Annotated in this window: 19 protein-coding genes and 2 pseudogenes; 9 read left to right on the top strand and 12 right to left on the bottom strand. The window is 62.3% G+C overall.

Features of this window, described 5'->3' with window-relative positions:
* Positions 1-82: 82 nt before the first annotated feature.
* The 5 genes from RT424_RS11775 to RT424_RS11795 are packed head-to-tail and all read right to left on the bottom strand — an operon-like array spanning position 83 to position 7,745.
* Positions 83-2,008, bottom strand: coding sequence for a TonB-dependent receptor domain-containing protein (locus tag RT424_RS11775; protein WP_313438086.1), 1,926 nt, complete (start codon positions 2,006-2,008; stop codon positions 83-85).
* A 1-nt stretch (position 2,009) separates the two neighbouring features.
* On the bottom strand, positions 2,010-3,503 hold the full coding sequence (locus RT424_RS11780; RefSeq protein ID WP_313438088.1) for a DUF3526 domain-containing protein: 1,494 nt from the start codon (positions 3,501-3,503) through the stop codon (positions 2,010-2,012).
* On the bottom strand, positions 3,500-4,897 hold the full coding sequence (locus tag RT424_RS11785; RefSeq protein ID WP_313438090.1) for a DUF3526 domain-containing protein: 1,398 nt from the start codon (positions 4,895-4,897) through the stop codon (positions 3,500-3,502). Before RT424_RS11785 ends, RT424_RS11780 begins: the two co-directional genes overlap by 4 nt.
* The gene (locus tag RT424_RS11790; protein WP_313438092.1) at positions 4,894-5,577 is read right to left on the bottom strand and encodes an ABC transporter ATP-binding protein; all 684 of its coding nucleotides are present in this window, start codon (positions 5,575-5,577) and stop codon (positions 4,894-4,896) included. Before RT424_RS11790 ends, RT424_RS11785 begins: the two co-directional genes overlap by 4 nt.
* 35 nt (positions 5,578-5,612) lie before the next feature.
* Positions 5,613-7,745, bottom strand: a complete 2,133-nt coding sequence (locus RT424_RS11795; RefSeq protein WP_313438095.1) for a TonB-dependent receptor — start codon at positions 7,743-7,745, stop codon at positions 5,613-5,615.
* An 815-nt stretch (positions 7,746-8,560) separates the two neighbouring features.
* Here RT424_RS11795 and RT424_RS11800 point away from each other — a divergent pair.
* Positions 8,561-8,941: pseudogene (locus RT424_RS11800) on the top strand (transposase); the annotation flags it as partial.
* On the opposite strand, the gene RT424_RS11805 reads toward RT424_RS11800, so the two are convergent.
* From RT424_RS11805 to RT424_RS11825, 5 genes are all read right to left on the bottom strand, one after another.
* A complete protein-coding gene (locus RT424_RS11805) occupies positions 8,907-9,464 on the bottom strand; it encodes a PRC-barrel domain-containing protein (protein ID WP_313438126.1) in 558 nt (185 codons plus the stop codon). The pseudogene RT424_RS11800 and the gene RT424_RS11805 overlap by 35 nt on opposite strands.
* A gap of 134 nt (positions 9,465-9,598) precedes the next feature.
* Positions 9,599-10,255: a DUF6766 family protein gene (locus RT424_RS11810; protein WP_313438098.1), complete on the bottom strand. Its 657-nt coding sequence runs from the start codon at positions 10,253-10,255 to the stop codon at positions 9,599-9,601.
* 43 nt (positions 10,256-10,298) lie between these two features.
* Positions 10,299-10,499: a hypothetical protein gene (locus tag RT424_RS11815; protein WP_313438101.1), complete on the bottom strand. Its 201-nt coding sequence runs from the start codon at positions 10,497-10,499 to the stop codon at positions 10,299-10,301.
* Positions 10,499-11,242, bottom strand: coding sequence for a Crp/Fnr family transcriptional regulator (locus tag RT424_RS11820; RefSeq protein WP_313438129.1), 744 nt, complete (start codon positions 11,240-11,242; stop codon positions 10,499-10,501). The genes RT424_RS11815 and RT424_RS11820 overlap by 1 nt, the downstream gene beginning before the upstream one ends.
* Before the next feature lie 104 nt (positions 11,243-11,346).
* Positions 11,347-11,874, bottom strand: a complete 528-nt coding sequence (locus tag RT424_RS11825; protein ID WP_313438103.1) for a hemerythrin domain-containing protein — start codon at positions 11,872-11,874, stop codon at positions 11,347-11,349.
* Between the two features lie 304 nt (positions 11,875-12,178).
* Here RT424_RS11825 and RT424_RS11830 point away from each other — a divergent pair, with 304 nt between their 5' ends.
* From RT424_RS11830 to RT424_RS11850, 5 genes are all read left to right on the top strand, one after another.
* Positions 12,179-12,406 carry a hypothetical protein gene (locus RT424_RS11830; RefSeq protein ID WP_313438104.1) on the top strand — a complete coding sequence of 76 codons (228 nt, stop codon included), beginning with the start codon at positions 12,179-12,181 and terminating at the stop codon, positions 12,404-12,406.
* A complete protein-coding gene (locus RT424_RS11835; protein WP_313438107.1) occupies positions 12,399-12,653 on the top strand; it encodes a hypothetical protein in 255 nt (84 codons plus the stop codon). The genes RT424_RS11830 and RT424_RS11835 overlap by 8 nt, the downstream gene beginning before the upstream one ends.
* Positions 12,646-14,889: a hypothetical protein gene (locus RT424_RS11840; RefSeq protein WP_313438109.1), complete on the top strand. Its 2,244-nt coding sequence runs from the start codon at positions 12,646-12,648 to the stop codon at positions 14,887-14,889. Before RT424_RS11835 ends, RT424_RS11840 begins: the two co-directional genes overlap by 8 nt.
* Positions 14,886-15,008 (top strand): hypothetical protein, encoded by a 123-nt coding sequence (locus RT424_RS11845; protein ID WP_313438112.1) that lies wholly within the window; start codon positions 14,886-14,888, stop codon positions 15,006-15,008. Before RT424_RS11840 ends, RT424_RS11845 begins: the two co-directional genes overlap by 4 nt.
* A 142-nt stretch (positions 15,009-15,150) precedes the next feature.
* Positions 15,151-15,642: an SDR family oxidoreductase gene (locus RT424_RS11850; protein WP_313438114.1), complete on the top strand. Its 492-nt coding sequence runs from the start codon at positions 15,151-15,153 to the stop codon at positions 15,640-15,642.
* Positions 15,643-15,841: 199 nt separating this feature from the next.
* On the opposite strand, the gene RT424_RS11855 is transcribed toward RT424_RS11850, so the two are convergent.
* Both RT424_RS11855 and RT424_RS11860 read right to left on the bottom strand, forming a co-directional pair.
* Positions 15,842-16,783, bottom strand: coding sequence for an NAD(P)H-hydrate dehydratase (locus RT424_RS11855; RefSeq protein ID WP_313438117.1), 942 nt, complete (start codon positions 16,781-16,783; stop codon positions 15,842-15,844).
* A complete protein-coding gene (locus tag RT424_RS11860; RefSeq protein ID WP_313438131.1) occupies positions 16,776-17,546 on the bottom strand; it encodes a histidine phosphatase family protein in 771 nt (256 codons plus the stop codon). The genes RT424_RS11855 and RT424_RS11860 overlap by 8 nt, the downstream gene beginning before the upstream one ends.
* A gap of 287 nt (positions 17,547-17,833) precedes the next feature.
* On the opposite strand from RT424_RS11860, the gene RT424_RS11865 reads away from it, so the two are divergent.
* The 3 genes and pseudogenes from RT424_RS11865 to RT424_RS11875 all read left to right on the top strand — a co-directional run.
* Positions 17,834-18,079 (top strand): hypothetical protein, encoded by a 246-nt coding sequence (locus RT424_RS11865; protein WP_313438119.1) that lies wholly within the window; start codon positions 17,834-17,836, stop codon positions 18,077-18,079.
* A gap of 329 nt (positions 18,080-18,408) precedes the next feature.
* On the top strand, positions 18,409-18,984 hold the full coding sequence (locus RT424_RS11870; protein ID WP_313438122.1) for an SRPBCC family protein: 576 nt from the start codon (positions 18,409-18,411) through the stop codon (positions 18,982-18,984).
* Positions 18,984-19,119 (top strand): annotated as a pseudogene (locus RT424_RS11875) (glutathione-dependent formaldehyde dehydrogenase); the annotation flags it as partial. The gene RT424_RS11870 and the pseudogene RT424_RS11875, both read left to right, overlap by 1 nt.

A 19,119-nucleotide genomic window follows, 5' to 3' on the forward strand; every position in this document is an offset into this window, starting at 1 on the left:
GCAAGCGGCGGCGGACGCAAACGCGCCCTTGGGGATGATGTCATGGTAAATCCTTGGAAAGAATGCCGGGTCGGGCTGGCCATCAGAAGTCCACCGCGAGGAAGGCGTTGAACCGACGCTTGTCCATCAGGCCGTAGCTGTTGCTGCCGACGACGCTCCAGGCGAAGGTGTCGGTGATATTTTGCATCTGGATGCGGAATGTGGCGGGCGATCGACCCAGCTTGAACTGATAGCGCGCGCCGACATCCATCAGCAGATACGGGTCAAGCGAGACCAGATTATCGCGAGAGGCGGCGCGCTTGCTGAACCAGGAGGCCGCGACGTCCAGGGAAACGCCTTCAAGGAAAGGCAGCTTATAGTTCGCATTCCCGCACAGGATCGCCGCCGACTGACCCAACGGCTTGCGCCCCACCCGGCCGCTCGTGACCGCCTCGCCTGTCACGCGCGGCTCCATGAGCACGGCGCCGGCGATCACGTTCAGTCGGTCGGTGGGATTGGCTGTAAGGCTGATTTCCGCGCCACGATGGCGCACGTCCCCCAGAACCGCGAAAACATTGCGTTCATCGGTGTTGAAATAAGGCTTCCTAATATCGAAAACCCCCGCGACGAGTTTAACGCGCGGTGCGATGGCCCAGCGCATTCCGGCATCGATCTGGCGCGTGCGGATCGCAGGCAGTGCCTCGTTGCGATTGGCCGCGTTGTTGGGCGCCAGCCCGCTCTCTTCCAGACCTTTCGTATAGCCGGCATAGAGCGCGACGCTGGACGTCAGATGGACGGCTGCTCCGGCATTAAACAGCCAGGGCTTATCGACGGCGCGGGTGGTAGGAAGATCGCCAGGCAGGTCGATCGTCTTGCTGTAGTCCGCGCGCTGTATGCCGAGGCTGATTTCCCCCACATCCTTCCAGCGCCCCTCATAGGCCAGGCCGAGGGTTGTCTGGCGGACATGGTCCTGCGTGCGCTCGCCGAATGCGAATTGGCCGGGCGCAGGCGTTTGAATTTGCTCACCAAGCTGTCGTTCGCCAAGATCGATCGGCGTTGCCGCGCCCCCATAGCGATTGTCGAGCCGACGTGTGCGCACCGAGGCGTGAAGCGTGTGCAGCCGCGGCCCATCGGTGAAGCTGCGGCTGACGCGCAGTTCGCCGCTGGTCGACGCATAGCGTTGACCCGGATCGGCGATCACTTCCGCGCGAGTACGGCTATCCTGCGTGGTCTCGACGAAGTTCTGCGCGAAATTTTCCTCATTGGTGAAGGTCGAACGGAACACGCCGCCCACGATCGCCCAATGCTCGCCAATCCGTGCCTTGGCGATCACGCCGGCATTGATACTGCGGCTGTCCTTGGCCGCCCAATCCTGTCCGAAGTAATGCCGCCGGCGGACCTCCGGCGGTGCAAAGGCGCCGGCCGATATGACGGTCGGCGCGACTTCCTCGTCCTTCCCGATGGTCATTGACCAGAAAGGAATGATCTCGACCGTGTCTGATGGCCGCCAGCGCGGGATGATCGCGGCGCGGACATAATGAGCGTCCGCGCCGTCATAATATTCCTCATGATCATACGACGCGCCGAAGGCCACGCCGAAGCGTTCTCCCAGCGGCAGTTGCGCATCGACCTCCAGTGATGGTGCGCCATAGGCAAAGATCCCGCCCACCACGCTGACCAGCGGGCGCGTGCCCACGCCACGCAGCTTGTAATCTACGATCCCGGTCGGTGCGGGAAATGGGTAGCCTTGCGCGGTGAGTCCGACACGGATGGCAGAACCCGAAACCAGCCTGTCCGCGATAAACCCCTGCCGGTCGAGATAGACGCCCTCGATGCGCACATTGCCCGCCGTCACCGGCGAGAAGCCGCGTACCTGGCTGGCGCTGTAGAGGCCGATCGTCTCATTGCCGATCGAAGTGCCAAACGCGTCTTCTGCGGCAGTCACCGCATTGTCGCTGGCACGCTGGGCGTGTGCCACGCCGGGCATGCTAGCCGCGCCGAGAGCGGCAACTATGGCATAGCGGTGCATGTCAGATCACCCTCCAGCTGCGGATGCGCCAGAGACCAAGCCCGATCGCTAGAGCGGCAAGAATGAACAGCCAACCGGCGAAGGGCAGGACATCGCGAATTATATCCGAGGCCGGCCGCTCGGCCTGGGCAAAGCTCGGCAGCTTCAGTGGCTGCGGTAGGTCCAGAACTCCCCGCGTGGCGCGCTTCTCAGGCGCAGGCGGCAGCGTGATCCGTTGATGGACCAGTGGTTGGACCCGTTCGCGCAACCGGTGCTGATATTCGCGCGCCTGCTTTTCGAAGGCGCGTTGGCGCTCGGCGTCGGTGCCGGCGAGCGATGCGAGAGCGCCTTCCAGCCCGAGCGGCGGGATGAGATAACCGGCGGTCCGCGCCGTCGCCTCCTGCCGGACGCGATGATTTTCGATCTCGGTCTTCAGCGACGCAAGCCGCCGCTCCGTTTCAGGCACGAGGAAGCTGAGCTTGGTCGCATGGTCGATCGTCGCGATACGATCGACATGAGCGCGCAGGTCGGGGCGAGCCTGCATGGCGCGAGTGATAATCGACGTGGCATCCGTCTGGATGGCATCGTTGGTGCGGCGCTGTGCATCGACATAGCCGATGGCCGAGGACGCCGGGTCGAGTGCGCCGGCCAGGGCCGATCCGGCAAGCGGCAGACCGATGGTGATACCCGCCCAGATCGCGGCGAGAAGGCCAAGCGCCGTTCCCGCACCGGGCTGTCCTCCCAGCACCAGCAGCGCGATACCCGACCAGAAGAGCATGTAGAGCAAGGTCAGGAACAGCGCCGTACCCAGCGCACCCGGCACCGCACCGATCGGTACGCCTGCCGTCGCCAGGGCAAGCATTATAGCGAGGAGCACGATCGGCGCGACCCACGCAAGGATGGCCGAGACCCGCGCGCCGATCCAGAGCCGCGGACTCGCAGCCTGTGCCGCAACCAGTCGCAGCATGCCTCGGTCCTTTTCGAAGGTGACGAGAAGCGCTAACAGCAGCAGCAACCCGATCGGCAGCACGAAGACGATCGCGAAGGCGAGATCGAAGCGGCCGAGCGCGAGGCCACGCGGGTTCTCGAAGTCGTAGGTGTCGGCGAAACCGAACGGGGTGTTCAGTTTAATCTCTAGTCGGCTGGGCGCGAGATCACTGACACCCGCGGCGAGCGGAGAGAGCGGCAGATGCGGTTTGAGTGCGGTCTTGCGAACGAAATACTCGCTGTAGCCGCCGATATTGGTCGGGTCCTGCCAATAGGCGACCTGCCCATTCGCTGGGGTCGACGGACCGTGGAAATCGCGAGCAAGCTGTGCCGTTCGCTGCTCCCAGGCGATGTCCGCAGCGCGGGCGCGTTCAAGCGCGGCGGTCTGGCTGTCATGCAGCGCTGATGTATTGAGCGCACCCCAGACGAAGCTCGCCGACAGGATCGCCAGCACCAGCCACAGCAGCCGCGAACGGCCGACCTGTCGCCACTCCCAGGCGAAGAGATCCAGAAAGCGCGGGCCGCTCATGGGCGAAGCCTCCGGGACGCGAAATGGAGAAGCAGGGCGGAAAGACCGAGCCAGAAGAGCAGCGCCGCAAGCGCGGGAAGCGCGGTGGCGGAAAGTGCGCCAAGCGGCGGTGAGCTATAGGAAAACTCCGGTATTTCCGACCAGAGCCTGGCATCGTTCTTGTGACGCTCGGCGCCATGCGCGCTGTGCGCCATTCCGTCGGCGTTCATCGCATTGACCAGATCGCGCCGATACTGCTCCGCGCCATCGATGAAGGCGCGATGATGACTGAAATCGCTCCCTGCGATAGAAGCCGACGAAGCTTGCGCAGCGATGACCGGGGACAGGAAGCCCAACGTCGCGAAGAGGCGGTCCTGGCCCGCCACTTTGCCGTAGAAACCGCCGAGGATGCGGTCAAACACGCGATGGCTGTGCCGTTCGCGCAGATCGAGTTCAGCCATGCGCGGATTGGGAATGTCCTCCATCCGCTTCACGCCATAGCGGGCCAGCAATGCCGCTCGATTGCGGGCATTGTCAGCGTCGGACCAGAAGCTTGGCGCCTCCTCCAGCATCTGCTGCCGGATCGACTGGCTGGACGGCAGTGGGCGCAGCACATCGACCGTCCCGCTGGCGACGCGCGGCAATGCAAGCGCGAACAGGATCCACAGGCCGAACAGTGCGGCGAGCGCCATGCGGGCGTTGCCCATCCACAGCGAGATAGCGACGCCGATGGCGGACAACAGGGCAAGATAGCCCGCCATCAGCGTTGCCCAGAGCAGCGCTCGCAGAAGCACGTCCCCGGTCAGGCCGCCGTTGATGCCCGCCCAGAGCAGCGCTGCCAGCGTAACTGGCGTGACGAGCAGAACGAAGGCCGCCGACCAGACCGCCAGCGCCTTTGCCCGCACAATGGATCGCGGATGCACCGCTGCTCCAAGCGCGAGGCGCATCGTCCCGCGTTCGCGATCCTGCGCCACGAGGGTGAAAGCGAGCAGGAAGACGATGAGTGGGCCAAAGCTGGTGATTAGCGCCGAGGGGCTGGCGAAGCCGATCCGCTGGAGCAGTGAGGCGTTCTGCTGCGGCCGATAGAGCATGTCGTTCTGGTGGTGCGCCTCAAGCCAGACGGTCTGGCCGACAAAAGACTCTACGCCAGAGTCGAGGCCGATCAGTGCGGGCGCAGTCTTGAACGCGAAGATGCTGTAATGCGCCGCGCTGTGCGGATCCTTCTCGCCTTGTCCGACCCAGCGCGCGCGCTCAGCCGCTGCCACGCTCTGCTTTTCTCGATCGGCGCGCGCCGCATCATGGGTGATCGCGGCGAACGACAGCAAGACAAGCAGGGCAAGCGCGATCAGCGACCACCAGGCCCTGGCATCGCGCCGCAGGATCGCGAGTTCGAGGCTGACGAGCGATCTCGTCATGCCGCAAGCCGATCGAGATACAGCCGTTCCAGCTCCACCGGGCCGATGCTCGCTGCATCGCGCTCATCGACCAACTGCCCGGCGCGCAGGATGCCGAGCCGGTGGGCAACATCCTTCACGCGGAACAAATCGTGCGTGGCCATCAACACCGCGAGGCCGCGCTGCGAGGCGTTGCGGATCACATCTGAAAGATCATTGGCCGCGCTCGCATCGAGACCGGAGGTGGGCTCGTCGAGAAGGAGCAGCCGGGCATCCTTGGCCAGCGCAATGGCGACGCCGACCTTCTGCCGCATGCCCTTGGAGAAGCCGCCGGCGCGTCGATCATGGGCATTGGCCAGCAGACCAGCATCGCCGAGGAGTCCGCGGGCCGTCGTCGCATCGAGCTTCCGTCCGGCGAGTAGCGCGAAATAGGTCAGATTCTCGATCGCGGTGAGCGCGGGGTGCAGCATCACTGTTTCGGGCAAATAGGCGGTACGTGCCCGCGCGGCGAGCGGATCGGTCGTCGCATCGACGTCATCGACATGGATCGATCCGCTGTCGGGCTGAAGGAAGCCCAGGATCATGTTGAGCGTCGTCGTCTTACCGGCCCCATTGGGTCCGAGCAGGGCATAGACCTCGCCAAGCTCAAGCTTGAGCGAGAGGTCATTGACGGCGCGATGGCCGTCGAAGGCGATCGACACATCGTCGATCCGAAGAGCGGACATGGGTGTTCTCCTCAGAAGCGGGTGAGCAGCCTCAGCTCAACGCTGCGCGGCGCCGCGACCTGAAACTGGGTGGGGAGCATGTCGGTGTAGTCGACATAGAAGGCGTCGGTGAGGTTCCGACCGCGCAGTGTCAGCTCCCCAAAACCGAATTTGTAGCCGATGGCGGCATCGACGGTCGTGTAGCCGCGCGCGCGGATGCTGTTTGCATTGTCGGTGTAGAAGCGACCGGCATGACGCAGTCCCGCGCTGAGAGTGAGCGGCAGGCCCTCGAAGCTATAGAAGGCAAACAGGTTGGCGACGGTTTCGGGAATGCGAGGCGGCGTCTTACCCGCCCGGCTGACGCCGCCCGCTTCGATCAATTCGTCGAACTTTGCATCCAGCCAGGTCCAGTTGGCGTCGATGCGCAGCTGCCGCGTCACCGCAGCCGACAGGGAGAGCTCCACGCCGCGTGAGGATTGCTTGCCGCCCTGAATGCTGTTGAGGGGATTGGCTGGATCGCGCGTGACGATGTCGCTTTGGGCGATGTGATAGGCAGCCAGCGTCAGGTCGATTCGATCGTCCCAGAAGCTGCTCTTGATGCCAGCTTCGACCGAACGGCCCTTGGTCAGATCGAATTGTGAATTGGCGAATGACAGCAGCAAGAAGTTGCCAACCGGCACAATCGCCTTGCTGTACTGGGCGAAGACCTGCGTCTTCGGCAGAATGTTATAGACAGTGCCTACTCGCCAGGAGAGCGCCCCATAATTCCTGTCGAAAGCGGTTGATGGGGCGATATTCCTATCGAAATCGATCCAATCATAGCGTGCACCGCCGACCAGCAGCCAGTCGGGGGTCAGGTTGAGCGCATCTTCGCCGAAAATCGACGATGTCTTCACCCGTGCGTTGGAATTGGGCGGCGGAAGCGCCGTCGTGCCGCCAGGGAAGGTGCCTCGTACTGGATTGAACCGATCGACCGAGGTCGTGGTTGCGAAATAGCGCCGCGTCGCGAAATCGAGCGTGCTGAACTCACCGCCCAGGGTGAAGCGGTTGCGCACCCCCCCAATGGTGAAATCGCCTGTGATCGCCGGCCGCTCGATCCAATAATCGATATCATGAGTGACGATGCCCGTGGTCCGATCAATCAGGCTTGTGGCCGGATTGAACGTGAACATCTCCGCGTTGATGAACTGACGGTCAGAATGATATTTGCTGAGATCGTTGGTGAACGTCAGCGCATCGCTCAGTTCGTAACGAACATGGCTGCGCAGCCAGAGCGTGTCGCTATCGAGCACCGCATCGGTAACGTTGAAATTAGTCTTTCGCAGCGCCCGGTCGATAACCAATCCGCCTGGCCCGGTCGCCGCGTCCGATGGATCGCGAGCCGACGCCAGCGGCACCAGCGGCGTGCCGAGGTCGGCCGTGTCGTAGCGGTCTTCGCTGTAATCGACCGCCAGATTGATTGTCAGACGCTCTGTTGGCCTGACCTCCGTGCTAAGGCTGGCAGCAAAGAGCCTGGAATCGGTATCGTCCACGTAGCCGCTCGTCCGGGCATAGCTGGCGACTCCGCGGACGGCGGCTTTTTTGCTGAGCGCTAGGTTGAGATCACCGCCCAAGCGTAGCGTGTCGAAGCTGCCGTAGCTCGCGAGTGCGGAGCCGCTGCTTTCCCCCAGTGTCGCTTTCTTCGGCACCATGTTGATCGCACCGGCGAGCGCGCCTTCGCCATAAAGGACAGAGGCCGGCCCCTTGAGGATTTCGATCCGCTCATAAAGCCAGCTGTCACTGGCGCGCGAGAAGATGCCGGGCGTGGCGACGCGGACACCATCATAAAGCAGACCGACAGATCCACCTGTGAAGCCGCGCATCGTGGGAGCGCCGGGACTGGTCGCCGGGACCGATGATGTGACACCAGGCGCGCGGTTCAGAGCTTCTACATTGGTACGTGCCCCGAATTCGCGCATCTGCCGCTCGGACAGAATGTCGACGATGGCCGGAGTTTCGCGTGCGGTGAGCCCGAGACGGCTGCCGGTCTCGGTCTTTGCGTCAAGCAGAAGCTGGCGGTCGGCCACACCAGTTACGATGATTTCGTCGCTGGTGTCAGCGTCCTCCGCGAGAGCAGGGCACGGAAATAGGAAGCACGTCAAACTTGCCAGCAGCGCGGTTCGCATCCCGACTTCCATTCGGGTGCTCGCAGATTTGCCATCTCCACGGCTCACTTGGTCAGTAGGCGACCAGCCCTCGGCAGGCGCGATGGCGCTAAGACCTGTCAAGGCCGCGTGTGTCATGAATTTCCCCCGAGTCAGTAGATGATATATCGTCTCCTACATCACTAACGTTACCGGACAACGGCTGTCAATCTTCGCTCAGTCTCCTTTAGCGAGAGACGGCGAAAGGCGGGTTTCGGCAGGATCTGTCATTAGACACTGCTTTCGAGAACGGCGGGTTTGTCCCAGCCCCGGCCTGGATCGGTCATAAGTGGACTGACCGCTTATAGGCGCGCCGTTTGCCCACTTGAACGACTTGGATGGGCGCACTACCGCCCGGCCGCTCAAAAGAATGGGGATGACGCGTTCCGGCGAGAACGGTCATTTAGGTGCGTGCCGCGGAACGGTTTGAGGTGGTCGACACCTGCCGATCGGCTCGATCGGTGATTCTAAATTAAAGTATGAATTCCGAAAATTTCCGGGCTGTATGCCCTCTCAGAGGAAGCTTTATGACGGACAGCTATCGCCGTCTTCGTTACGATGCGCGTGGAACGTGGCGAGCTTCGGGTTGACGCTGCCGCGTCGGTAATCGGCCTGAAGCGACGCCAGATTTTCCGAAACGCTCATCCGAGCGACATATCCCGTGGCCGGCTCGACGCACTGGCGCATGAGATGCGAGCGGATGGTAGCCGCGTCACGAGATAGCTCAAGGCATTCTACACTCAGAGCCCGTTTGAGAATAGGTTGATGCAACGGCGCGGGCGTGATTCAAGCTAGGAATGTTGAGCCGAGCGAGCCGTAGCCGGATGGCAGGATTTGAAAAGTGATCGAAGCGTTACCCGACCGATCTGACGGACGAAGAATGGCTGTTCATTCTGCCGTTTCTTCCGCGTGTAGCCAAGCGCGGTCGCACGCCAGAAACGGACCTGCGTGACGTACTCGATGCGCTGCGCTATCTGGCCCGAACAGGTGGTGGCTGGCGGATGTTGCCGAACGACTTCCCGCCCTGGCAGACGGTGTATTGGTGGTTTCGCCGTCTCGTGCGCCGACTGCTGTTTCGCACGATCCACGACGTCAACGCCTGCCATAAGATGAGGGCTGTTTCGCCAAGGCCGCGCGCCTGCGTCATAGCGATAGAGCCCCCTGAAGCCCGGCAGGCGCTGCCGGCCAGTCGCCGTCGCCTAGCGATGGCAGCGCTTCGAAGCGGTCGAGATCGCAGACCAACTCAAGCCGTTCGCAAGTAAATCGGATATCCTCTCGCACGACCGCGCGCAGGGTCTCGGCGATGCCAGCCAGGCCATCGGATGCCACCACGACATAGCTGACATATCCTGTATCGCAAGCCACGAGCGCCTCGACCGCTTTGCCCACAGGGCGACCGTCGGCGGTTACTACGGGCATGCCGCTGATACCTGTGGCCGTGAAAAGGTTGGGATAACGCGAGTTACGACTGGCCGTTTCAGCCGACTTGCCGCCATCCTCGTAGGCCCGCTGACGGCCAAGCCACCGCCAGACACCGATGAGATTGACAAGGGTCAGGAAAACGTTGGTCGCCAGCAGGTTGGTCTGTCCCGTAAAAAACCCCAGGAGTGACCAGGCAAGGGATCCGACCACGAAGATCACGAACCCCCAGCCGGTTACACGCGCCCCGAGGTTGGCGGCCGTCATCATGGCGGCGATCATCGTGGCGACCGGAGCGACCCAGCCAGCAAACATTTCCAAACTGAAATCCTTTCATTCCGGACGACCAAAGCGAGGTCGGTGGTGGCGATGAGCCTTGGCCGCAAACAAGAGCAGGGATTGGCCGAGGCACGTTATTAGTCGCCTGTCTGGCTGTGCGGCGCTGCCACGGCCTTCGATTCTGGAGATTCCCGCTGGCGCAAGACGATCGATAGCACCACCAGCACCGCTGTCGAAAGAAACTCGCTCTGCCAGTTCTGAAAGGACTCGAACCAGAGCTGCGCGTCGCCGAGATAGGCCCAGACCGTTGACGCGGCTTCGCCGTGCTCGATTGCGTCCTGCCCTGCGACCCGGGCGCTCTGGGTCCAGTGGATGACGAACGAGATCAAGAACAGGCTTGCCAGTGCGATCCCCAGGGACCGCGCGTAAATTGCCCGCCAAAACCGTCCCCAGCGCAAGATTGCAGGCGCCCCGGGTTCGTACGCCTGCGTCTCGAGGTCGCCGTCGCGCTTCGGCGCGTCCGGATCTTTGGATTCCGCTGAGCCGCGTTGGATAAAACAAGCGGTGAGGACGACATAAGTCGCCATCTGCAGAAATTCGCTCTCCCAATTCTCGAAGACGCTCGACAGAAATTCCGGGCTGCCCGTGTAGGCGAATAGGCTGAGGACGGTCTGACCGTGACGCCGTGCGTCTTCCATCGCAACGTGCCAGCCCGCGAGCCACTGACCAAGGATCGATCCCGCGAACAAGGCCAGGAGAATGACGGTGAGCCCGTTATTCTTGAAGAACCGCATATCGGGCCTCTCTGTGTTCATTCACCGACGAAGGGCGGACAGTTCAAGTGTCGTCGCTCACTCGCCGGCTCTGGCCGCGCGCAGCTTCGGCGGCGGACAGAAGGCTCTGGCCGGTTCCGCTGGCGGCATCGGGCGTCATCGTGACCGCAACCCCGTCGGGGCCTTCCAGGATCACTACGCCGGCCTCCGCTGTGGCGACGCCGGGTTCGGTTTCGGGCTGAGGAACATTGTCGGGAACGCGCATCATTGCCCCTTCGATGCTTGGCCCGGCGCGAGCGCGGGCGTGATATAGAGATAGGCGGGGTCAAACTGGCCGCGGCGAGCCAGCCTTTCGGGATCGGCGATCTCGACGAGCGAGGATCGAAACGTACAAAGCCGCTCTTCGCGCAACTGCCGCATGATCCGGTTCACATGGACGCTGGTGAGGCCACAAATTTCGGCAAGGTCGTTTTGAGTGAGTCCTAGTGCGAAGCGCCTGCCATCGCTCAACCCGGCGGATATGAGCCGGGCATTCGTTTCCGAGAGGAAATGGGCGACCCGGCCTAGCGCGTCAAGCCTGCCCAACCGGAACAGCCAGGCCCTGTGAATAGCGGCGTCGATGAGGGTAGCGAACCACAATTTGACGACCAGCGCGGGCATTTCGGTCTTGATCCGATCGAGCGCGGTGTGCGGGACGATCGCCACGGTGGCGGCTGTCATCGTTGCAACATCATGATCGAGGGTCTTCAGCGGATAGGCATGCAGATCGACAAAGTCGCCCGGCACATGGGCAGCAACCAGCTGGCGCAATCCCCGGCGATCATCGATATAACGAGACATGAACCCCTCGACGAGGAGCGTGCTTTGTTCGAGCGGCTCGCCGGCACGCACGATCGTCTCGCGCGGTGCGACAGTTCTCACCTCCGTAATGGCGGCTTCGAGCACAGCGCGCTCTTCAGGTTCCAGGTCGATGCCGCGCCGGTCTCTCAGAAAGCGTTCGGTGAAGATGACCGCCTCACTTGCTCTTCCGATCGGCGCAAATTGCGCCGCTTGTGATGCCCCCACAAAGCAGGGGCGCCCAAGGGGTTCCCGGCAAAGCGCGACCTTCGCGGTTACTGTCCGGCCTCCGCCATCAGCGCGGCTTTGCGCTCGGCGAGCTGGACGCCGAGCGCCTCGAGATCGAGGTCGCTATCTCGGGCTTCGGGAAACATTTCGCTCTCCTCTTCCTCGACATGGTGCGAGACGTACTCGCCGAGCACCGTTACCTTGGCGTCGTACAGCGGTTCGACCGGCTCCATGGCAAGGATTTCGGCGATCAGCTGCTTGGCACTGGCGTGCTCGACCTCTGCCTCGTCGAGCAGGTCATCGTCGTCGATGCCTTCGCGCGCGGCGGGGTAGAAGATCTCTTCCTCGATCTGGGTGTGAACCGTAAGCGCCAGGCAGATGCGCTCGGCGAGCACCCTCTTCTCGCTTTCGTCCTCGAGCTTTTCATATTCCTTGAAATAGCCCTCCACCTCGCGGTGATCTGCTTTCAGGAGCTTGATCGCATCGGCAGGCTTGGCGGCAGCACGCTGGGTCTTCCGGGTGGTTTTCGAGCCGGTCTTCGGCTTGGCTTTGCTTGCAGTCTTGGTTTCGGCCATGCGACGCTCCTTGTCGGTCAACCTCGTGCGGATCGATCGTTGCAACAACGGCCCAGCGTCCTGTTCGAGACAGCGCCGAGACGAGAACTAATCTCGGTCAAGTCGATTTGGCAGGTTCGCTGCATTCGAAGTCGCCTTGCGCGGACGTTCGTCAACAATCGACCTGACCGAGATTAGTTTTGCGACGCCCGGAGCAACCCTCCGGCGCCCTCGGCGCTTGCTGGTGCAAGTGTAGAACGATGTCGATATGACCTTCTGCCAGAACTGGCCCAGACCGATCTGACCCGAACGACAAGGATCGACAATGGCGAAAAGCCGGAACAAGCTCGGAGCCGACGGCGAGACGGCCAAAAAGGCGCTCCAGCTATCAGCGACACCCGAACTTGCAACCATAATTACCGTGCCGCAGGATCAGGCCTATCTTCCGCTCGGTTCGTCCAAGGACATCAATGCCTTCATCGCCGCCTGCGCGCAGGTGCGCGACTGGCCGCGCCAGCTGCCCATCAATCGCCTCGCGCAGCCCGATGCCTGAACATGACGAACCCATGCCGAGCAGGGCGCAGCGCCTGCTCCTCAAGCCCGAGCCATTGCAGGAACTGCTGTTCGATGCGGCGCGGATAGCTCGCGCGAACATGATCCCGGCACTGGCGAGTGCAGGCACCGATATCGAGTGCACCGATGCGTCCGGAAACGGTCCGAACTCGCTCGACTGCCGGAATAACGCGGCGATAGTATTGCTTGATATCGCAACCTCGTCAGTTAAAGCACTCGATGGTTAAAGCTGGCATCCTCACCAAGGCCCCGCCAGGCGTCAGCCCGCAAGTTCTCGCACTGCGAGACGAAATGGTCCGGGGTTCGATGCGCGAAGTCGCCACGTTCGTGCTGGCTGGCCGCTCGGTCGAGGTTCTGGAAGGTCGCGACGCCCTCTGGGCGATCGTGCGGCGCAACGGCAAGGGCGGCCTCGCGATCCGCGCGGCGCATCTCCCCGGCGGCGCGACGAAAGTGCGGAAAGTTCGCGCCCATCAGACTGAGACTTGCCGCGTCGCGCTTGCAGGCCCCATCGGCGCGCAAACCGTCTCGTTCGACGTGGTGGATGCAGAGCTCCCCACCCTGCGCATAACGACTAAGCTCACCCCCGCTACGCCGCTGCTGGTCCCCTTCCTTCCCCGCGATCTCTACCCGTTAGGGGAAAAGAATGATCCGATCCGCGCCGTCGGCCGCGTCGAAGCCGCGCAGCGCGGCCTCAATACCGGCCTCGCCTATTTCCATCTCGATGAGCCTGCCTTCGGCAGCGTACTCTATTTCCAGAATTTCACCGCGCTCGCCGACTATTTCGAAGCAACCGATACAACGCCCGACGGGGCGGTCGGCGGCGAATGGCCCGAACTCGGCTATCTGCCGCCCACGCCGCCGCAAAGCGGTACGCCGCCGAACAAGCCGCTGACTGAAGGCAGCGAAACAACGATCTCGGATGCGCTCATCGTCTTTCATGACGCTGTCGCTGCCGATGGCCAAGACATGGGCCGCCGCTTCATCCAGATGCTGGGCGCTGCTTATCGCCGGCTCGAACTGCCCGCCACGGAATTTCGCGACTGGGTCGTCCGTGCCGACCGCACGCTGCGAGACCTCGACCAAGCTGAAGAAGCCACAATCCGCCATTATGGCAAGCGATACGCCCATCCCTATACGGAAGCCGAATATCCCGACATCATGGTGCAGATGTCCTTGATCGCGGCGCTGCACGACTTCGCAGTCTGGCGGGAAAAGCCGATCCCGCTCGAAGCGGAGTTTCTCGCCGGCCTGGGCAAATTCCGCGATGCCAAGCTCAAGACCCTGCGCCGCTACCTTCCCAATGTCGGCAAGGACAAGGACAAGAACGCGGTCGATAGCTGGTATCTCTATCATCCGATGCTGAACCTTGGCCGGCTCGCGCTTGGCGGCGAAGCCCGCGCCAAGCGGATGTTTCTCGGAACGCTGGGCTATGCGATGAAGGCTGCACACCATTTTCGGTACGCTTGGCCGATCCAGTTCAAGGTCAATGACTTTTCCGTGATCGTCGAGGCGCGCAACGATGATGGTCTGGGCCAGACCGACGTCGGCGGCCTTTACGCCTATGTCATGCTCCAGGCCTATGAGCTGACCAAGAAGGAGCAATATCTGCGTGAGGCACGCGCCGCAATCGATGCCGCCAAGGATATGCGGTTCGAACTCAATTATCAGGCCAACCTCACCGCCTGGGGCGCAGCTGCCTGCATGCGACTATGGCGGATCACGGCCGAAGAGTTTTATCTGCGCCACAGCTACGTCTATCTGGCGAGCTTCTTTCACAACTCGGCGATCTGGGAATCGCAGATCAAGGCTGCCCCGCACTACAGCAATTTCCTGGGCGTCACCTGCCTCCACGATGCTCCCTATATGGCTATTTACGAATGCTTTGACAGCTTCACTGCCTTCGAGCGATATCTGAAGGACAGCGGGCCCGACCTTGATCCTGCCGCACGCATGCTGATCAGCGAGTATTGTCGCTACGCCTTGCACCGGGCGTGGTTCTATTATCCAGACGCGCTACCCCAGGACATCATCGCAAAGGACATCCGCAACGGCCATATCGACCCGGCGCTCTCCTTCCCGCTCGAAGATCTCTATCACGACGGCCAGCCCGCAGGTCAGGTTGGCCAGGAAATCTACGGTGCCGGCGCAGCCTTGGTTTTCGCAAGCCGCGCTTTCCACGCGGTCGAGGGTGAGACCTTCCAGATATACTGCGATCATTTTCTAATGGCGAGCGAGCGCAACAGTGCCTCATCAATGACCGTGCGCCTCGATGGCGGCGAGGGCTGCCAAGCGCGGCTCGCGCTCGTGCGCCGCGGCCGCAAGCCGCTGCCGGAATTTATTGTCGAAGCCTCAGGCGGCGACCGTGTCCGGGCTTCGCACAAGGCCATCGATCAGATCGACTTCACCATCCCGGCCAGCGGCCGCGTGACGATCCGCTGGACCAAAGGAAAGGACCAAACATGATCGAGACGAGAGACGCACACACCGCAATGCCAAGCCTCCAAGGGCGTGAGGCGATCATCTCCGGCGGCACGACCGGGATTGGCCGCGGCATCGCGGCTCTGCTCGCCAGTGAGGCGTGAAAGTGTTCATTTGCGGCCGCACGCCAGAACACCTTGACGATGCGCTCGCGCGAATCCGAGAGGTCGGCGAAGGTAACGGGATTGCGCTCGATCTCGCCGAGACCGACGGCGTGGACCGGTTCTTCGCGCAGCCCGCGAATATGTGCCGCAGGCAGATATCGTTGTCGTCAATGCGGCGGTTCCCGCCAAGGGCCTGACGGAAATGACCGACCAGGAGCTGCGCTATTCACTCGCTACCGACTTCACCGCCTATGTCATGAGCGCCAATGCCGGAGCGAAACTGCTCGAGGATAAGGGCGACATCGTGCTGATAGGGTCGATGTCCGCGCACATCCTTGGCCCCGGCTCCACCGTTTATGCCGGAATGAAAGCTGGTATCGCAGGCTTTTCCGAAGCGCTGCGCAAGGAGCTTGGCCCCAAGGGCATCAAGGTGGCGCTAGTGGAGCCCGGTAAGACCGGTGCCGACTTCCAGTATCCCGATATCCCCGCAGAAAAGCAGCGCGAGATGATCGAGGAGGAGACGATGCTGCGCGCCGAGGATGTTGCCGTTGGCGTCCACTATCTCCTGACCCAGCCGCGGCGAGCCGTCGTCCAGCAGCTGACCATCGCTCCGCGCATGCAGGACAAGGAATGAACCTCGACATCAATTACCTATTGCCACACACTTTGGTGTCGGGGCCTAAGTGCTCGGCTCCTTCACGCCCGGCATGATGCGGCTGGCGAACGGCAATCTGCTGATCATGATGCGGGTCGCGTAAGCCTCGCGACGTGCTATCCGCGGCGACCTTGTCCATGCCATTCGCTGGGAAACCGAAATCATCGACCAGACAGACTTACGCGTCGGGCGGTGACGCCATTATTCGTGGGATGGCCACCAGCAATTCGCGGGCAAGATAGCCCACCGGGCCGGTCGTCTCCGCACAATGTTGGCCAGCCGCTCCATGTGCCCAGACCGCCCAAAGCGCACCTTCGAGCGCGGGCGAGCCTCGAGAGAGTAAAGCGCCGACGATTCCCGCCAGCACATCTCCGGACCCGCCGGTCGCAAGGCCAACATCGCCCCCGCTGTAGACGAAACATTTGCCATCCGGTTCCGCAACCAGCGTTGCGGCGCCCTTCAACACGACCACGGCATGGAACCGAGCAGCAGCCTGACGTGCGGCGGCGACCCTGTCGCGCTCGATATCCTTCACGTCGCACTGGAGAAGGGCCGCCATCTCGCCCATGTGGGGTGTGATGACGCACGGCGCCGCGCGCGCCCGCAACCGAACGGCGTGATCGCCCAGAGTCATCAGCGCGGATGCATCGATCACCAGCCCGCAATCCCCGGCCTTCATCCCAGAGCCGGCCCTTGAATCCGGCATCGCGTCGAGGACCGCTCCCATCAGACGCGAGGCGTGGTGCTCGCATGTCATGGCTGGCCCGACGACGACCGCATCGCAGCGCGCCAGATGAGGAGTGAGCATGTCGGCTTTGACGTCGATCTCGCCGGTCGGCCCTTCGGGCAGAGACAACATGGCGGCTTCGGGAAACATCGTCCCGATGGGAATGACAGCCGAAGCCACGGTGGCGATACGCACCTTGCCCGCGCCTGCCCGCAAGGCCGCCTCCGCCGTCAACCGGATACCGCCCGGTACCTGCAGGCCGCCACCGATAACCAAAACTCGCCCACGCTCGTTCTTATCGACTTCGTTGGAAGGCATCGGGAAGGGATGTGCGCGCAGCCAAGACGCGTCGAGCGCGGCGCAATCCGACCCGTTCTCAACCGGCTCAGCCACGGGCTGCTATCATCGGATCAGGCTCATGCGTAGCCGGAGTGCCTTCGCGCTCCAGCGGGGCGACGGCATTATATCGCTCCAATGCAAGACGTCCGGCTTGCGAATCGAAACGGTACTGCGTGACACTGCAATTGGCTACGTCCCCTTCCGCATCGATCGCCAGGATTTCCGTTTCGTTTAGGTTTTCCAAAACATAGCGCATGCACAGCACCACCACTTGGTGGGCAATGATCATTACCCGCCGCCCGGCGTAATGCAGCGAAACCGTGTCCAGCAGGGCGCGGAGGCGGAAGATCACGTCCACCCAACTCTCACCGCCCGGTGGACGGTGGTAGAACTTTCCCAGTACCTTGCGGAAATTCGCCTGCTCCGGCTGCAATTCGCGAATGCCCACAGTGGTCAGCCCGTCGAGTATCCCGAACTCTTTTTCCCGCAGTCGCTCGTCAAGGCAGATCCTGAGGTCGGGTGCGCATCCGCTCGCCTCGCGGAAAATCTCTCCGGTCTGAAGCGCGCGCAAGTATGGACTGGAGAGGATCACTTCGGGGCCCAGCCCTTCTTCGCCCTCCGCGAACCAGTGTCCAAGCGCTCGGGCTTGGTCCATACCAAGAGGAGAAAGAGGCACGTCGACGTCGCGATGATCGAGCGCAATGCGAGGCAATCCATTCGCATGCGCCATATCGCGCGCGACATTGCCGGCGCTCTGGCCATGGCGGATGAGCCAGAGCACGCTGGGCCAACGATGGGATTGTGCCGAGCTTTCCATCTTCGCTAAACGGAGGCCTTGCAGGGTGGTTCCAGAGATGGCCTCATCCTCTTGGTTGAGCATCAACCCTCCCAGTGGCAAGGTGCGGCGGGGCCCCCGAAAATTGCTCACTCCCTCACTCGCTCACTCGCTTTGACCTGAGTGTCGTTCGAGCTTCTATCGCCTTCCTTAAAGTCGCAAACGAACTTCATGCTTTGCATCCGCTCCAAACGTCCCGAGCAGTATCGCGCGAGTGACATGACAGCCAAGTGGTCGCTCAGGATTCTCCTTCCCCAGCGGGAATACACTTGAGCATCATCATTAACTTCAGCGGCGTTGCAGGCAAAACCCAGGCGAACGTGCCCTCCACCCCTGCTAAGACCGAGTCTACCTGCGAAGGACCTAATCTACGGGCAACCTTCTCGCTTTACGTCCGACTGTCACGCATCAAGGAAAAGGTCACGCTCGACGCTTTCGAAGACGAGCTGGTAGTTGGCTTCGCTCCCTCCCCGAAAAGGTCGCGCAACTGTCAGCCTTTGCCCGCATCCGCCTAAACGCGCGGGCGCCGGGCATCGCGGGGCCGCGACGGTCGCCCTAGGGCTGCGCCGCGATTAGCCGGTTAGCTTCGCTGCCATTGGCTTGGCCAAGAGCAAGGGACGCTGGCTTCTTGCGGAAGCTCTTTCCGCCGACGCTGATCGCATCGCGCGCGTCGAAAGCCTGCTCAACGCGTTCGGACACTGACGGCCTATTGCGTCCGGACGTGTTCCCAGCGGGATTATCTTTCGGCTGTGCTGGGTCTTTATGCGCGCGGCAATCGTTTCATTTCTGAATGCAGCCGAGTCCGACTTGATCGGCGGCCCATCCGAAAACATGGAGAGCAGGAATGGCAACCGTAAACGACGACGCGCCACCCAATACCTCGAAGTCGCGAGAGACGCGCGACGCTGCGGTGGATACGTTTCCCCAAGCTCGGGGCGATGCGCTGATCGGGCGGACCGTAACGATCAACCGCCCCCGTACAGAACTCTACGCCTACTGGCGCGACTTCGCGCGGCTGTCCACCTTTATGGACAACGTCGAGCGGGTTGATGTGCTTTCGCCGACCCGCTCGCACTGGGTGGTGAAGGCCCCGGGAGGCAAGAGCGTCGAATGGGATGCGCTAGTCACTGAGGAGACCGAAGGCGAACTGATTGCCTGGGCCTCGACCGAGGGCGCTGACGTCCCCAACAGCGGCCGTATCGAATTTCGTGACGCGGGCGAGCGGGGAACGATCGTCACCGCGACGATCGTCTACGATCCTCCGGCGGGCGTGGTGGGCAAGCTCATCGCCAAAATGTTCCAGCGTGAGCCCGCTATTCAGGCGCGGCGCGACCTGCGGCGGTTCAAGCAACTCATGGAAACGGGAGAAATCGCCACCTCGTCGCGTACCCGCGCCCAGCTTCTAGAGGAGACAGCCTGATGCGCGCGCTCACCTGGCACGGCAAGCATGACGTCCGCGTCGACACCGTCGACGATCCCGAGATCCTCAACCCGCGCGATGCGATCATCAAGATCACCTCGACCGCGATCTGCGGATCGGACCTTCACCTCTACG

The organism is Novosphingobium sp., assembly GCF_032093395.1.
Classification (GTDB): Bacteria; Pseudomonadota; Alphaproteobacteria; order Sphingomonadales; family Sphingomonadaceae; genus Novosphingobium.

Coding starts and splice junctions, on each gene's coding strand:
- RT424_RS11795 (WP_313438095.1), bottom strand. CDS start 7,745: ATGCGAACCGCGCTGCTGGCAAGTTTGACGTGCTTCCTATTTCCGTGC.
- RT424_RS11860 (WP_313438131.1), bottom strand. CDS start 17,546: ATGGAAAGCTCGGCACAATCCCATCGTTGGCCCAGCGTGCTCTGGCTC.
- RT424_RS11870 (WP_313438122.1), top strand. CDS start 18,409: ATGGCAACCGTAAACGACGACGCGCCACCCAATACCTCGAAGTCGCGA.
- RT424_RS11825 (WP_313438103.1), bottom strand. CDS start 11,874: ATGGCCGAAACCAAGACTGCAAGCAAAGCCAAGCCGAAGACCGGCTCG.
- RT424_RS11840 (WP_313438109.1), top strand. CDS start 12,646: ATGGTTAAAGCTGGCATCCTCACCAAGGCCCCGCCAGGCGTCAGCCCG.
- RT424_RS11805 (WP_313438126.1), bottom strand. CDS start 9,464: ATGATCGCCGCCATGATGACGGCCGCCAACCTCGGGGCGCGTGTAACC.
- RT424_RS11780 (WP_313438088.1), bottom strand. CDS start 3,503: ATGAGCGGCCCGCGCTTTCTGGATCTCTTCGCCTGGGAGTGGCGACAG.
- RT424_RS11845 (WP_313438112.1), top strand. CDS start 14,886: ATGATCGAGACGAGAGACGCACACACCGCAATGCCAAGCCTCCAAGGG.
- RT424_RS11815 (WP_313438101.1), bottom strand. CDS start 10,499: ATGCGCGTTCCCGACAATGTTCCTCAGCCCGAAACCGAACCCGGCGTC.
- RT424_RS11785 (WP_313438090.1), bottom strand. CDS start 4,897: ATGACGAGATCGCTCGTCAGCCTCGAACTCGCGATCCTGCGGCGCGAT.
- RT424_RS11830 (WP_313438104.1), top strand. CDS start 12,179: ATGGCGAAAAGCCGGAACAAGCTCGGAGCCGACGGCGAGACGGCCAAA.
- RT424_RS11775 (WP_313438086.1), bottom strand. CDS start 2,008: ATGCACCGCTATGCCATAGTTGCCGCTCTCGGCGCGGCTAGCATGCCC.
- RT424_RS11810 (WP_313438098.1), bottom strand. CDS start 10,255: ATGCGGTTCTTCAAGAATAACGGGCTCACCGTCATTCTCCTGGCCTTG.
- RT424_RS11835 (WP_313438107.1), top strand. CDS start 12,399: ATGCCTGAACATGACGAACCCATGCCGAGCAGGGCGCAGCGCCTGCTC.